Here is a 15,214-nt window from a genome sequence, read left to right on the forward strand (position 1 = left end):
TGACGGGTGAAGGCAAGTGGCAGCGTTGTACCTGCGTACTTGCGCCATACTCAAAAAAATCGCAGCCTTCGGCAGCTTCCACGGGAACCCGGGAGCACGATCAATAGCCCAAGGCTCGGATCCGGCAACCACGCCACCACTCCATCAGGACGTACACATGCAGGTAGACAGCTTTTTCGAATGGCTCGGCCAGGCAATCGGTTCGGTCATCCGTTTTATCATCGATACCCTCAGTGGCCTGTTCAACCTGTTGAGCAACGCCAGCAGCAATTTTGTCGATGGGCTAGCCCAGGCATTGGGCATGGACACTTCGATCATCAGCATCATCACCTTGATCCTCGGGCTGATGCTGCTGTGGGCGGCGATCCGCGCCTTCATGAACGCGTCGATCATCATGGGGATTATCTGGTTGCTGCTGGGGTTGTGGTTGCTGAGCTGGATCATTCACTAAGGCTGCCACACAGGCTCGCTTCCACAATGGATCGGTGCGAATTCCGAGTTCGTCGCTACAATGCAGGCGCCCCCAAGGAGCCTGCATGTCCAACCTGATTGCCGACTGGCGCGACCGTCCGACCCATCGCCGCGTCTGGGCGCTCGCCGCCCCGATGATTCTCTCGAACATTTCCGTACCGCTGGTGGCGCTGGTCGACAGTACCGTCATCGGTCACCTGCCCTATGCTCATCAGCTCGGCGCCGTCGCGGTGGGCGCCAGTCTGTATACCTTTCTTGCCTGGGCCATGGGCTTTCTGCGCATGGGCTCCACCGGATTTGCCGCCCAGGCGGCCGGGCGTGGGGATGGCGCTGCGTTGCGGCAGATTTTGCTGCAAGGTCTGTTGTTGGCCATGGGCCTGGCCATTCTGTTGGGAGCGTTGGGCGTGCCGTTGAGCGGGGTCGCGTTGCACTTCATGCAACCGTCGGCAGAGCTGGATCAACTGACCCGCGAGTTCTTCCACACACGGCTGTTCGGCCTGCCGGCGGCGCTGGCCAGCTATGCGCTGGTCGGCTGGTTTCTCGGCACCCAGAATGCCCGGGCTCCGCTGGCGATTCTGCTGAGCACCAACCTGGTCAACATCGCACTCAACCTGTGGTTTGTGCTCGGCTTGGAGTGGGGCGTGGTCGGCGCGGCACGGGCCTCGGTGATCGCCGAGTGGACCGGCGCGTTGATCGGCCTGTTCATGACCCGCAAAGCCCTGCGCGCTTATCCCGGCCATATCGCCTGGGCCGCATTGGCGTTGTGGCAGAGCTGGCGCCCATTGTTGGCGGTCAACCGCGACATTTTCATCCGCAGCCTGGCGTTGCAGTCGGTGTTCTTCCTGATCACCGTGCAGGGTGCACGACTGGGCGATGCCACGGTCGCCGCCAATGCGCTGCTGCTCAACGGCCTGCTGCTGACCGCTCATGCGCTGGACGGTCTGGCCCACGCCGTGGAAGCCCTGTGCGGACACGCCATCGGTGCTCGCGACCGTGATGCCCTGCGCCGCTCACTGGTGGTGGCGTGCGGCTGGTCGTTGCTGGCAAGCCTGGGGTTTGCCCTGCTGTTTCTGTTCGCCGGGCACCTGTTCATCCAGATGCAGACCAACATCCAGAGCGTGCGCGACACCGCCTTCATCTATCTGCCGTACCTCGCCGCGCTGCCGCTGATTGCGGTCTGGAGTTACCTGCTCGACGGCCTGTTCATCGGCGCCACCCGCGCCCGGGAAATGCGCAACGGCATGCTGTTGACCGTGATCCTGCTGCTGCCCTTCGCCTGGATGCTGCAAGGCTTGGGCAACCATGGACTGTGGATAACCTTCCTGTTGTTCATGATGCTGCGCAGCCTGACCCTTGGCACATTCGCCTGGTACTTGCACAAGAACGACGGCTGGTTAAAAGGATGACGAGCGACACATCTACAACTCATTCAGGGTTGATCGTTCTGCCACAGATTGCGCAGGCTATCGAGACGCTCCTGCTGGGTGGTTCCCGATAACGACTGCCCCGGCACGGCGTCAGGGTGCTGCAAGCGCAGCCATAACCAGCCATCGAGCACCGGGCGCTCACTGAAACCCAGCGCCAGCCCTTCCTGCAGGTGAGCCCACAAGCTGTTGTAGTCGGTGCCGGCGGATCGGCTCCAGCGCCAGGCATGCTGCTCCAGCAGGCAGGTCTGCAAGGTGTCTCGCTGACGCGAACTGAGGTTTTCTTCGATGGCCAGCGGCCTGACGGCAAGCCGTGGATTGAACAACTGCTGCCAGCCCAGACAGCCAATGGCCCGATCGGCCCAGGTGCCGCCGAACCAGCGTAACTGATCGATCGGACCGAGCCAGCGACTCAGCTCCTGCGCATCGCAGGCATCGAAAAAGTAACTCGCCGTTTGAGGGTTGTAGTAACTCAACAAGGCCCGGTGATGCAGGCTGAAGGTGACGGTGAGCATGCGGCGCAAATGCTCCAGCAGCTGTGATGAAGAGGCGTCACTGACCAGCAGCAACCCGCCCCATATGTGTGGCTCACTTGAGTACAGCTCGGCGAGTGCCGGGCATTCGCGAAGGTCGACCAACACTGGCCCGTGCTCACGCAACGGATGAAACTCGCTGCCTTCGAACAGCCAGAACCATCGGACATGAGCAAACTGTTGCCGCAACATCGCACCGGCCTGAGGCACGCCCGGTACATCGAGCAACAGCCATTGCGGGGTCGAGTCGGGCGCCTGAACGGCAATCATGCCGCACCGCTCTGACCAGGCTGCGTCGCTGCCCGGCAAGTGCATAAGGATTGCGCGCAATGACTGAAACTGCCCCCACCTGGCAGTAGACACAGGAGCACCAAGGGTTCACTGGATTGCAGCAAGCCCGATAAACCATCAACCGCGTGGCTGGCTTCAGTGGTCGAGGCGGATAGCAGGTCGGCCATGGCTGACTCTGCGCTGGACGGTGGTCCGGGAAGAAATCCGCTGATCAAGGGTTGATCAGGATCACCTTCGATAAAGCTCACCAGCACTTGCGTGCCCTCACTCAAGGGCATGACACCCGCGCTTTCCAGCTCGCCGGATAACGGCAACCAACAGTGGCTGGGGGCTGCGCCTTCGCCCTGATAAAGCCAGTCAAACTGCACGGCAACTGATCTGCCGGGATCGGGGCGAGATTCACCGACGTCGACTACCCATCCCCTTTGCAGGCTGTGCATCCTGGGTTTCACAACGGGATGAGCCGCAATGAAAGGCACCTCCTGCGCAACGACGCGCAGCTGGTTGCGATACAAAAAATCTGGCTGTTGTCCTCCCTGATGCTCGACATGGGTCACTAGCCAGAGACGATTCCAGTCCGCATACGGATGACCAGACAACGGCATCAGTTGACCGCTGCACAGCGTTGCCAGGTTCGTCTTCCCTTCGGCAATCTGCCCGCAGCCATGAAGCTTGAACTGATGTACTCCCGGTCGTTCGCTCTCATCCTCGAAGACCCTCTCTTCGCCACGGCGAAACTGCCCCGGACCGTCGCCCAAGACCAGACAATGCCCGCGCGCACGGTGCTCGAAGTAGTAATGAAGCCGTTCCTGGGCGCATAGACGCTGGAAAAACTGCAGGTCCGACTCCCGGTACTGCGTGCAGAAATCACGGGGCGGGTAATCGCCGCTGAGGTCGAAACGACGATCCTTGCCGGCAATCCCATGCTCCTTGAGCACCTGAGCGAGAATGTCCGGCACCGAGCGATCGCTGAAAATTCGCTGAATGAAGCGCTGGGCCAGGCAAGCAAGCCTGGGGCCCAGACGCACACGACAAAGCCTGGGCTCATTGCCATGGCCGAGTTGAACGAGGCCAAGCAACTGCCCGTGAATACCCTCCCCTTGCGGCCCGAAGTGCAAAAAGGCCGAGCGGTACAGCAGGCTTGCAAGGTCCAGCGTCGGGTCATCGTTCAGCAGATCCACGTCGAACGCAAAAGGCTCGCTGATCGCTTCACTACCGGTAAAGGCCAAGACCTCAAAGGGGTCGGGAAGACCCGCTATATCCAGACGAAATGACGGCTCGTTGACTGAATCGAACATCGGCAATTCTCTACAGGAGGGGCGGCCGGGGATTCTCGCTGAGAGACATGGCCGAGTAGAGTGCCGAAGTACAACTTAGGAAATGACCTACGTGAAAAGAAGACCACATCGCTTGGATTGCTCGGTATGTGGGCTATTTCGCGTGACAAAAGAGAAGCCCCGCACCAGGTCATCTGAAATTTCCGCAACCTACGGAGAAATTTCAGACAACCTGATGGGCGCGGTGCCTTACCTCAAGAAGACAGGTAAGACGAACGGGTCAGGCCCAGACGCAAGGCATCGAGGAACTGGGTGCGCTCGCTGGCGCTGATGCGGGCACTGGCGCACTTGTCGCGGTAGTGGGTCATCAGCTCTTCCGGCGACAAGTGCACATAACGCAGCATGTCTTCGATGGTGTCGTGGGTTTCGATACCGGCGTGGTAAACGCTGCCGTCAGCATTCTGATAGATGTTCACCGAGTCGGTGTCACCGAACAGGTTGTGCATATCGCCAAGAATTTCCTGGTAGGCACCGACCAGGAAAATCCCCAACAGGTAGTCTTCACCCTCGTTCAGACCGTGCACCGGCAGGCTGGTCTCGATGCTCTGCTCGTCGACGTACTGCTTGATCTTGCCGTCGGAGTCGCAGGTCAGGTCTTGCAGCACCGCACGGCGCAACGGCTCTTCGTCGAGACGGTGCAGCGGCAGGATCGGCAGGACCTGGCCGATGGCCCAGGTGTCCGGCAGGCTCTGGAAGACCGAGAAGTTGCAGATGTACTTGTCGGCCAGCTTGTCGTTGAGTTCGTCGAGCACCTGACGGTGGGAACGCTGACGGGCCTTCAACGAGTTGTGCAGGCGGCGGCAAACGGCGAAGTAGCATTGCTCGGCCAGGGCTTTTTGCGCCAGGGTCAGCTTGCCATCGGCGTATTGGGTGGCGACGTCACTCATGTAGTGCGTGGCGCGCCAGTAGGTCTCGGTGACCATTTCGATGTCGGTCGGGCCGAGCAGGTCAACCAGCCACTGCACGGTTTCCGGCAGTTCTTCCTTGTTGTCGATCTTCGGCACGTCGTCGTTGTGTTTCTCGACGTCGGTCACCTGCACCACCAGCATCGCGTGGTGGGCGGTCAGGGAGCGGCCGCTTTCAGAGAAGATGTTCGGGTGCGGCAGGCTCTGCGCGTCGCAGAATTCCTTGAGCATCCCGACCACGACACCGGCGTAATCGTCCATGTCGTAGTTGATCGAACTGGCGTTACGCGAGTGAGTACCGTCGTAGTCCACGCCCAAACCGCCGCCGACGTCGATGTGATCGACCGGCAGGCCAAGGTTGCGCAGTTCGCCGTAGTAACGAATCGCTTCCTTGAAGCCGTGCTGGTAGTCCGCCAGGTTGGCGATCTGCGAACCCATGTGGAAGTGCAGCAGGCGAATGCCCTGGTCCAGGCCAGCGGCACGGAAACGCTCGACCACCGACAGCAGTTGCGCCGCCGACAGGCCGAACTTGGATTTTTCGCCACCGGTGTCTGCCCACTTGCTCGACGCCAGGGACGACAGACGCACACGCAGGCCGACCTGAGGCTTGACCTTGAGCGACGCCGCTTCTTCGATCACCAGACCGACTTCGGATTCTTTCTCGATCACGATGAACACGTTGTGGCCCAGCTTCTGGCCCATCAGCGCCAGACGGATGAACTCGCGGTCCTTGTAACCGTTGCAGACAATGGTGCCGCCCTTCGGCGCCAGTGCCAGTACCGCCAGCAGCTCAGGCTTGGAGCCAGCTTCCAGACCGATCGATACGTTCTGGGTGGCGATGATGTTTTCGATCACCGCTTCCTGCTGGTTAACCTTGATCGGGTACAGCGCGGTGTACTTGCTCTGGTATTCCAGGCGCTCGATGTTGGCATCGAACGCGCCGGTCAGCTGACGCACGCGGTCTTGCAGGATGTCTGGGAAACGCACCAGCAGCGGCAAGGACAAACCGCTTTTGCGCAGTTGGTCGACTTGCTCGAACAGATCGATAGGCGAACTGGTCGGGCCGTTCGGACGAACTTCGACGCGACCGGCGTCATTGATCGCGAAATACCCGGCCCCCCAATGGCGAATCCCGTAAACACTGCGGCTGTCCGCAACTGTCCATTGGCTGCCATCGTCTTTGCGTGTGCGTCTTACGGACATCGAAGTCCCCTATAAAGAAGTCATAGAGCGTCGCCTTGAGTTCAGGCCGGCGCAGTCTAAAGAATGAAAATGACGTTTCGTCAACGAGGGGGTAGACCTCGCTGACCGCAGTGAGTTTAGAAACCGGTCTTGAACAGGCTCTGTGAAAACCATGGAGACGACGCCAGACCAGAATGAAATCAGGACTGGATCAAGCCGCGGGTGGTTTTCACAGAGGCTGCTAGCCGCCGGACTTCTTCGCTTTGAAACCGTGTTTGATCAGCTCAGCCAAGAGTAGCTCGACATGATCGCCCTGGATTTCGATGATCCCGTCTTTCAACGCCCCACCGGTCCCGCAACGTTTCTTCAACGTGGTGGCCAGTTCCTTGAGCGCGTCTTCGGCCAACGGCACGCCGGTGATGGTCGTCACCGTCTTGCCGCCACGGCCCTTGCTTTCGCGACGCACGCGAGCGATGCCGTCGCCGGCCGGGATAACGGTTTGTTTGCAGATGCAGGCATCCACCGGTTTACTGCATTCCGGGCAATGACGACCTGCGTCGGTGGAAAATACCAGGCCACCAAGGGCGGCGAAGGATGCGGCTTTTTTGGCCACCGGCAATCCTCTTGGGAGGACAAAGACTGATCGCAACCTTGGGCAAGGTTATCGACCGCGAAGCCCCACTCAGGCAGGGGCAGCGCTACTGAGCCGGGCACTGCCGGTTCAGTTTGAAAAGGTCGCGCAGTGTAACGGCAAAAAGCCGACTTGCTAAGAGCCAATCGGCGCCAATTTACAGCTCTTTTGCGACGTCATCCCCTTGGGCGCGAAGATAGCGCTTCAGGGCTGCCAAAGAGTCCGGGCAGTACGGCTTTTGCTGGATTTCCAGCAGGACCTGATCAATCGGGATAAAGCGCGCTTCCAGCACCTCTTCCGGCTGCAGGATCAATGGGCCGTCCCACACCGCCGAAAACGCCGAACACCAGAGCCGGTTGCCGGTGTCCTCGAAGAAAAAGTGATCGTGGGCGGTCAGTTCCACACCGCTCACCCCCAGCTCTTCTTCCAGCTCACGGGCCGCCGATTCGGCGTAGGTCTCGGTGGCCAGCACCATGCCGCCGGCCGCCACGTCCCAATAACCGGGATAAATCGCTTTGCTCAGGGTGCGCCGGTGAACGCACAGCTCGCCGGCAGAATTGAACAGCATGATGTAGGTGCCGCGCCCGATCAGCCCACGCTCACGCAGGTCGGAGCGCACCAGGGCGCCGAGCAGGTTGTCCTGCTCGTCGACCCAGGCGATCTGTTCGGCATCGGAGGCCGCGCGGTGGGCGGCCTCTTTAGCGCTATCTACCATGACTCAGCCCTGATTGAGCAGTTGACGCAAGTCGATCACCGCGGCGTTGGCCCGGGAGATGTAATTGGCCATGACCAGCGAGTGGTTGGCCAGCACACCGAAGCCGCTGCCGTTGAGGATCATCGGGCTCCAGACCGGCTCTTGCGAAGCCTCCAGCTCACGGATGATCTGGCGCACGCTGACCGTAGCGTTTTTCTTCGCCAGCACATCGGCGAAGTCGACTTCGATGGCGCGCAGCAGATGGGACAATGCCCAGGCCTGACCACGGGCTTCGTAGAACACGTTATCGATCTGCATCCACGGGGTTTCAACAACTTCTTCGTCAACCTGCGGCACCTGGCCGAGCGCCGGGACTTCGGTTTTCAGCGCAGTGTTGAGCTTGACCCGGCCAACGCTGGCCGACAGCCGTTGCGACAGCGAGCCCAGACGAGTCCCTACATCACCCAGCCAGTTGTTCAGGTTGTCGGCGCGGGCGTAGAACAGCGCGCTCTTCTGGTCCGGCCCCGACAGACGTGCCTGATAGCGGCTCAGAGAGTTGATGCCCTCCTGATACTCGGACTCACTGGATGGCAGCACCCAGCTCTTGTTGTCGAAGTTGAAGCGCGGCTCGGCCTTGGCCAGGTCGGCGTCTTCGGCGGACTGCGACTGGGAACGGGCGAAGTCTTTACGCAGCGCACGGCTCAGGTCGCGGACCTGGACCAGCACGCCATATTCCCAGCTCGGCATGTTGTCCATCCACAGGCCCGGCGGGAAACGGTCGTTGGAAATATAGCCACCCGGTTTGGTCAGCAAGGTACCGGCGACAGTCTTGAGGGTTTCCACCGTGGTGTACCCGACCACCATCTGCTTGCCTTCTTTCTCGGCTGCCACCTGGGCATTTTGCTGAACCGGAAAGAGCGCGGGCTCCTGGCTCCAGTACCAGCCCAGCGCGATAGCCACCAACAGGTAAAGGCAAATCAGAGTGGCCAGCGCCCGACTGAACAACAGGCCACCAAAATAACTGCGGGTGGCCGATTTCGGTTCAGCGGCACGCTCAGGCGCGCTGCCCGTGCGGTTCTTCCAGTCCAGCATGGCGATATCCTTTCAATCACTTGAGTTCATCGGTTCGACTACAACCCTACGCCATCGTGCCTTATTTGCCGCGCATTAAATCCTGCGGGACACAGCGAGCCATACAATGACTGCAATCGAAGCCGTCACTATAAATGAAGCACAGCGTTGAGCCTATGCGACCAGTCGGTCGGGAACTGAATGATGTCGCTTTGCAGATTATTGACGCAGGACACTCATGCAATTGAAAAGAGGTGCTAGCATAGAGCCACCAGTCGATCTCAGCATGCACCCTAACTAGTAGTCAGGATATGACCGAGCCAGAAGACCCCAGCCGTGAGCGCCTCAAGCACCACTTTGCCCAGCGGGTAATTCATCAGGCACGTCAGATTCTTGAGATATGGCAACGCCTGCAACGCAACGAATGGTCCATCACCGACCTGTCGGAGCTGAGCGAGGCCAATCTGCGCCTACTGCGCTTTGCCGAACGTTTCGAACAACCGGAACACACCCTGCTGGCCCGTCATATCGGCCAGTCGCTGGAGGCCGTCGACGCCAATCGCGGACGCCTGAGCAGCGGATTGATCACTGACCTCAACCGCCTGATGCAGCGCTTGTCCCGTACCGGCCTGCGCCATGGCGATCAGCTCGAACACACCTTTCTGCCACCGCTGCGCAAGCCGATCTACGTGATGCTGCAGGATCACGACCGGGCCGAACGGCTGGCCAAGCAACTTGAATTCTTCGGGCTCAGCGCCCAATCCCTGGGCAGTGTCGCCGCGTTCCGCGCCTCGATGGTCGAGCGGTTGCCGGCGGCGATTGTCATGGACGTCGACTTCAGTGGCGCCGGCATCGGCCTGAAACTGGCGGCCGAAGCCCAGCAAGGCCTTGAGCAGCCCTTGCCGCTGTTGTTTTTCAGCCTGCACGAAACCGATACCCCGACCCGCCTCGCCGCCGTGCGCGCCGGTGGCCAGGAGTTTCTCACCGGCACCCTCGAAGCCTCGAGCCTGCTGGAAAAGATCGAAGTGCTGACCTGCGTCGCCCAGTACGAACCTTATAAAGTGCTGATCATCGACGACTCCCGCGCACAGGCCTTGCACACCGAACGCCTGCTCAACAGCGCCGGGATCGTCACACGGACCTTGATCGAACCGATCCAGGCCATGGCCGAACTGGCGGATTTCCAGCCTGACCTGATCATCCTCGACATGTACATGCCGGCCTGCACCGGTACGGAACTGGCCAAGGTGATCCGCCATAACGACCGCTATGTCAGCGTGCCGATCATTTATCTGTCGGCCGAAGACGATCTGGACAAGCAGCTCGACGCCATGAGTGAGGGCGGCGACGACTTCCTGACCAAACCGATCAAGCCGCGACACCTGATCACCACCGTGCGCAACCGCGCGGCGCGGGCGCGCAATCTGAAAGCGCGGATGGTGCGCGACAGCCTGACCGGTTTGTACAACCACACCCATATTCTGCAGCTGCTCGAAGACTGTTCATTCCGTGCCCGTCGCGAAAACAAGCCGCTGAGCTTTGCGATGCTCGACATCGACCACTTCAAACGGGTCAACGACAGCCATGGCCACCCCATGGGCGACCGGGTGATCAAGAGTCTGGCGCTGTTCCTAAAGCAACGGTTGCGCAAGACCGACTTCATCGGCCGTTACGGCGGTGAAGAGTTCGCCATCGTCATGCCGGACACCGATATTGAATCGGCCTACAAGGTGCTCGATGAAATCCGTCAGCGCTTTGCCGAAATTCACTACCCCGCGCAACCCCAGGACCTCTGGTGCACCTTCAGTGCCGGTGTCGTCGAACTGCACGAAGGCTCCGACAGCCTGATGATGGCCACACAGGCAGACGAGGCGCTGTACCGCGCCAAGGACGCCGGACGCAACCGCGTGCAAGCCGCGCGGGAGTCAAAGCAAAGTGCCACTTTTTCATCGGAATCGACCGATTCGGTCATAACGCTGTAACAGAAACGCAATAACTTCAGGCACTTACCATTCTGCCGTTGGTAGTCCGCAATGCGCCTGAAGCTGTTGACCAATCTCAATACCCTCCTTCTGGTCGCCGTGTGCGTGGCCCTCGGCGCGACCCTCTGGTGGTCGCAAAAAGCCCTGGAGCGCCCCTATCTGTTGATGGAGCGTTACCTGGGCCTGTCCCAGCAGTTTCAAAATGAAGTGGCGCGCAACGTCGAGGATTACCTGGCCAGCGGCGATGCCCTGCGCCTGAGCAGCGCCAGCCAGGCCATCGACAGCCTGCAAAAAGAGCTCGGCGAATTACCTCAGACCCTGGCCGACACCTTGCGCCCCAGCCTGTCGAACCTGGAAGAGTTCAGCAAGACGGACTTGCTGGCTGCCGGCAAACTCGCCGGCGATCCACAAGCCCTGCTGCTGCAAGCCGAGCGCGAGCTCGGTGCCAGCCTCGATCAGCTCAGCCAGTACGCCAACGGCAACGCGGCGTACCTGACGCCTTTGCTCGCAGCTTCCCAGCATCTGGGCAAGTTGTCTTTGGCCCGGGACAAACTGGTCAGCAGCGGGCGCAGCGAACTGGCCGCCGATGTCGAGCGCGAAGTCGCCAGCATCCGCGTTCAGGCTGAACAATTGAACAGCTTGCCGCTGCTGGGGGTGACTGCCAGCAGTGAATCGAACACCGATGACTTCTCCGCCATGATGGGCCTGGAGAACACCGAGAAAGCCGTCGCCGAAGACGCCGGTGTCAGCCTCAAGCGTGAACTCAATAGCCTGCTCACCCGCTACCCGGCTGAACTGGCACGCACGCGCGAACAGATCCAGAAACGCGCCGACCTCAGCGCCGCGACTCACTTGAAAATCACCGCCGTGCAGCAGGCCATCGCCGGGCTGGAACCGGTAGTGCGCGCCCAGCACGGGCAAATCCAGGGCGAAGTGCGGCTGATGCAGGGCGTGATGATCGGGCTGATTCTGCTGATCGCCTTGCTCATTGATACCTTGCAGCGACGCCTGGCCCGAACCCTGACCAATCTGGCACCAGCCCTTTCGATCTGGGCCGAGGGCGACTTCAGTCGCGACATTCAACTGGGTGCGACGAACCGCGAACTGCATGACATTCAAGCCTCGCTCAATCGCTTGCGTGCCTATCTGGTTGATCTGGTGGGGACCATTCGCCTCAATGCCGAGCAAGTCGCCGGCAGCAGCCGGACGCTGGCCGAATTGAGCAATGACCTGCACAGCGGCGCCGAGCATCAGGCCGGCGACACTGCGTTGATCCGCGACTCTCTCGGTGAACTCGAGGCGACGATTCAACAAGTCGCCGGTGATGCCAGCCAGGCCGCGGACGCCAGTCGTCATGCAGGGTTGGCGGTGGAACATGGTCAGAAGGTCATCGGCCTGAGCCTCACCGGGCTGCATGCGCTGGTGGGTGAAGTGCAAGGCAACGCGCAGATGATCGAACATCTGGCCGAAGAGTCGGCGACCATCGGCGGCGTGCTGACGGTAATTCGTTCGATTGCCGACCAGACCAACCTGCTGGCGCTGAATGCCGCCATCGAGGCGGCCCGCGCCGGGGAGATGGGCCGGGGATTTGCGGTGGTGGCCGAAGAGGTTCGTTCACTGGCGCAGCGCACCGCCGGTGCCACCGCCGAGATTCAGACACTGATCGCCGGCCTGCAAACCGCCGCGCGGCAATCGGTCGAAGGCATGCGCGCCCAGGTCGAACACGCCGAAGCCACGGCCAACCAGGCCCAGGCCGCCGACGGTGCATTGGATAAAATCGTCGGAGCGATCCAGACCATTTCCGACACCGCCGTGCGCATCGCCGATGTCACTGCCCAGCAGAGCGGCGCCGTCAGCGAAATCCGCGATCACAGTGAGCGGATTCATCAATTGGGTGGGGATAACTTGCTGAGGATTGGTGAAGGGCGCAGCCAAGGCGAACATTTACTGACATTGGGTGGGCAGTTGCATACAGCGGTGCAGGCATTTCGGGTTTAAGGGCTCGGGCCTGAACGCTACCAACGAGAAAGATTATCGACACCTGAGTTTTTGTATGAAAACTCCTGTTTATCTATACGGTGCTTTTAGTCATCGTTTTGATGCTAGAGTTTAGCGCTTCAATCAATCGAGCGTGCACAGGAGTGCCCCGTGATAGTTCCAACGTCGCCCCCTGGTGTATCAACGCCCGATACAGGAACTACTCAAAAAACTGCATACACAATCGTCGCCTCCTCCCTGCTAGTTGTATGCTTGGCTTACATCGGCTGGACATGGCTCATGTCTTCCGGCAACCCGGTGCTGACCGATGTAGTACTTAAACTACCCCTTGGCGAAAACGGCTTCATCTACGGCGTCAAAGATGATCGAGGCGGAGCAACAGTACCGTTCAGCTATCGATACTATGTCTATCGCGAACTGACATCCAACGAGCAAATAGCGTCTGAACTCAAGACCGCTGGTCCGTTTTTAGTCACCCGAGATCCAGCCATAAAGGTCGATATCCAAGGTTCAACTATCAATGTATCGACCAACCAGGAAGTCTATGAGTATCACAGCAGCACGCTGTTTCGACATACCAACAGTAACCACTACACCCCTGTAACAATCAACTTGTGTAAACACTCCAGCGATCAACCAACAAAGTAAGCCCGAAGCCTGACTGAAACACCTCCCTGCAGGAGCTGCCGAAGGCTGCGATCATGTGATGTTGATCCTGGCGGCGGATCGAGCGTTGAAGATCAAAGTCAAAATATCGCAGCCTTTGGCAGCGCCTACGGAAGATCGGCGTAGTCGCATACATTGCACACTCAGCTATCATGCCCGCACCTCCAATACGCGAGATTGTCATGCGCCGTTTGCTCTGCCTGCTGTTTTTAGTGCTCGCCCTCCCGGCCTCCGCCGCCGGGTTGCTGGACAGTCGCCCCAGTTCCACCCTGGGTTCGATCAACAACAGCGCCGACTTTCTGCCGGTGCGCGAAGCCTTTCAGTTGAGCCTGGTAGAAAGTACGCCGCAATCGATCAAGCTGCGTTTCGTCGCCACCGAGGGTTACTACCTCTACCGCCATCGCTTCCAGTTTCGCGCCGATCCGGCCGACGTTGGCCTCGGCGCGGCTCAACTGCCCAAGGGCGAACAAAAGCACGATGAATACTTCGGCGATGTCGAGGTTTACCACGGCATTCTCGATGTAGAGCTGCCACGCACCGATTCCCGCGCCTTTACGCTGGCCGTGACCTATCAAGGCTGTGCCGACAAAGGCCTGTGCTACCCGCCCGAGACCGAGCGCCTGAGTATTGATGGCAGCGGTGCCACGACCACAGCCTGGGGCTGGCGCGAACTGGCGCTGTTCTTCCTCGCAGGCCTCGGCCTGACTTTCACCCCCTGTGTGCTGCCGATGCTGCCGATCCTCTCCGGGGTAGTCCTGCGCGGGCAGATCGGCGGTTTACGTGGCTTCAACCTGTCGCTGGCTTATGTGCTGCCGATGGCCATCTGCTTCGCCCTGCTGGGTGCCTTGATGGGCATGTTCGGCGCACAGCTTAATCTTCAGGCGCGCTTGCAATCGGCCTGGGTGCTGGTGCCGTTCGCGCTGTTTTTCGCAGTGTTTGCCTTGGCGATGTTCGGGGTGTTCGAACTGAAACTGCCCTACGCCATCAGCAGCCGCCTGGACCGGATCGCCGGGCGCACCGAAGGTGGCTCACTGTGGGGCGCGGCGGTGCTGGGCGTGGTGTCGAGCCTGCTGGTTTCGCCCTGCGTCTCGGCTCCCCTGGCCGGTGCACTGCTATACATCAGCGCCAGCGGCGATGCCTTGGGCGGCGGATTGAAACTGTTCATGCTTGGCCTGGGCATGGGCGCGCCGCTATTGCTGGTAGCGACTGGCGGCGCGGCCTGGTTGCCGAAAAGCGGGCCGTGGCTGATCTACGTGAAAAACGCGATTGGTGTGCTCTTGCTGGGGCTCGCGATCGGTTTGCTCAGCCGAGTATTGCCGGGCCAGATCACCTTACTGTTGATCGGCTTGCTCGCCGGTGGCGTCGGTTTGTTCATGGGCGCGCTGGAGTTTGTCTATAAGCCGCCGAGAAAACGCCTGGGGCAATTGCTGGGGATGTTTCTGCTATTTTATGCACTGGCCTGTTGGTACGGCGCGTTCAGCGGTCAGTCCGATCCGTTCAACCCCATTGGCCAGCCGCGCATCGTCGCCAGCAACGAGCAGCAACCGCAAATCGCCAGCACCTGGCAAACCATCACCACTCCAGCCGAACTGGATCGCGCCCTCGCCGACGCCAAATCCTCCGGCACGCCGCTGCTGCTCGACTGGTACGCCGACTGGTGTATCAGTTGCAAAGTCATCGAACACCAAGTGCTCAACGATGCCAACGTCGTCGAACGTCTCAAAGGCTATCGACTAATCCGCTTCGACATCACCGCCAGTAACACCGAACAGCGCGCCCTGCTCGACCGCTACAAGCTGTTCGGCCCTCCGGCGCTGATGTTTTTCGGCAGGGACGGCGTCGAACGCACCGATGTGCGAGTGATCGGCGAGATAAACGCCACGGACTTCGCCGAACGTGTTGCGAAAGCAAATGACCGGATTTAATCACCCGGTCACATATTTCGCGCAAACATCGGCCATCGTGCTGCCTATTGCATAGAACTGGACAGTCACAAAGGCTTTGCGGCATAGTCGCCGGGTTCTGACAA

12 protein-coding genes are annotated in these 15,214 nt (G+C 60.1%); 6 read left to right on the forward strand and 6 right to left on the reverse strand.

The genetic code is table 11. The features are described 5' to 3' along the window. The first annotated feature begins 157 nt into the window (after window positions 1-157). Together JUI81_RS04920 and JUI81_RS04925 are read left to right on the forward strand one after the other, a co-directional pair. A complete protein-coding gene (locus JUI81_RS04920) occupies window positions 158-451 on the forward strand; it encodes a hypothetical protein (protein ID WP_019582281.1) in 294 nt (97 codons plus the stop codon). Window positions 452-536: 85 nt separating this feature from the next. Continuing rightward, window positions 537-1,877, forward strand: coding sequence for an MATE family efflux transporter (locus tag JUI81_RS04925; protein WP_019582280.1), 1,341 nt, complete (start codon window positions 537-539; stop codon window positions 1,875-1,877). A 23-nt stretch (window positions 1,878-1,900) separates the two neighbouring features. On the opposite strand, the gene JUI81_RS04930 is transcribed toward JUI81_RS04925, so the two are convergent. From JUI81_RS04930 to JUI81_RS04955, 6 genes are all read right to left on the reverse strand, one after another. After that, the gene (locus tag JUI81_RS04930; RefSeq protein ID WP_204123881.1) at window positions 1,901-2,698 is read right to left on the reverse strand and encodes a DUF4123 domain-containing protein; all 798 of its coding nucleotides are present in this window, start codon (window positions 2,696-2,698) and stop codon (window positions 1,901-1,903) included. Then, window positions 2,695-4,017 (reverse strand): contractile injection system protein, VgrG/Pvc8 family, encoded by a 1,323-nt coding sequence (locus JUI81_RS04935; RefSeq protein ID WP_028940124.1) that lies wholly within the window; start codon window positions 4,015-4,017, stop codon window positions 2,695-2,697. Before JUI81_RS04935 ends, JUI81_RS04930 begins: the two co-directional genes overlap by 4 nt. A 233-nt stretch (window positions 4,018-4,250) precedes the next feature. Next, entirely contained in the window at window positions 4,251-6,164 is a 1,914-nt protein-coding gene (gene speA, locus JUI81_RS04940; protein WP_018928415.1) for an arginine decarboxylase, read from the reverse strand. A gap of 220 nt (window positions 6,165-6,384) precedes the next feature. Next, entirely contained in the window at window positions 6,385-6,756 is a 372-nt protein-coding gene (locus JUI81_RS04945; RefSeq protein ID WP_007914613.1) for a translation initiation factor Sui1, read from the reverse strand. A 175-nt stretch (window positions 6,757-6,931) separates the two neighbouring features. Next, window positions 6,932-7,489: an NUDIX hydrolase gene (locus JUI81_RS04950; protein WP_019582277.1), complete on the reverse strand. Its 558-nt coding sequence runs from the start codon at window positions 7,487-7,489 to the stop codon at window positions 6,932-6,934. Between the two features lie 3 nt (window positions 7,490-7,492). Next, window positions 7,493-8,560: a DUF2333 family protein gene (locus JUI81_RS04955; RefSeq protein ID WP_019582276.1), complete on the reverse strand. Its 1,068-nt coding sequence runs from the start codon at window positions 8,558-8,560 to the stop codon at window positions 7,493-7,495. 290 nt (window positions 8,561-8,850) lie between these two features. Between JUI81_RS04955 and gcbA the strand changes: the two genes are divergently transcribed. The 4 genes from gcbA to JUI81_RS04975 all read left to right on the forward strand — a co-directional run bounded on the left by gcbA (window position 8,851) and on the right by JUI81_RS04975 (window position 15,110). Then, window positions 8,851-10,521: a diguanylate cyclase GcbA gene (gene gcbA / locus JUI81_RS04960; RefSeq protein WP_019582275.1), complete on the forward strand. Its 1,671-nt coding sequence runs from the start codon at window positions 8,851-8,853 to the stop codon at window positions 10,519-10,521. Between the two features lie 954 nt (window positions 10,522-11,475). Further along, window positions 11,476-12,519: a methyl-accepting chemotaxis protein gene (locus tag JUI81_RS32145; protein ID WP_370741084.1), complete on the forward strand. Its 1,044-nt coding sequence runs from the start codon at window positions 11,476-11,478 to the stop codon at window positions 12,517-12,519. A 279-nt stretch (window positions 12,520-12,798) separates the two neighbouring features. Continuing rightward, on the forward strand, window positions 12,799-13,167 hold the full coding sequence (locus JUI81_RS04970) for a hypothetical protein (protein ID WP_230175426.1): 369 nt from the start codon (window positions 12,799-12,801) through the stop codon (window positions 13,165-13,167). 200 nt (window positions 13,168-13,367) lie between these two features. Then, window positions 13,368-15,110 (forward strand): protein-disulfide reductase DsbD, encoded by a 1,743-nt coding sequence (locus JUI81_RS04975; protein ID WP_019582272.1) that lies wholly within the window; start codon window positions 13,368-13,370, stop codon window positions 15,108-15,110. The last annotated feature ends 104 nt before the right edge of the window (window positions 15,111-15,214 follow it).

It is taken from the genome of Pseudomonas sp. 008 (assembly GCF_016861935.1).
Lineage (GTDB): Bacteria > Pseudomonadota > Gammaproteobacteria > Pseudomonadales > Pseudomonadaceae > Aquipseudomonas.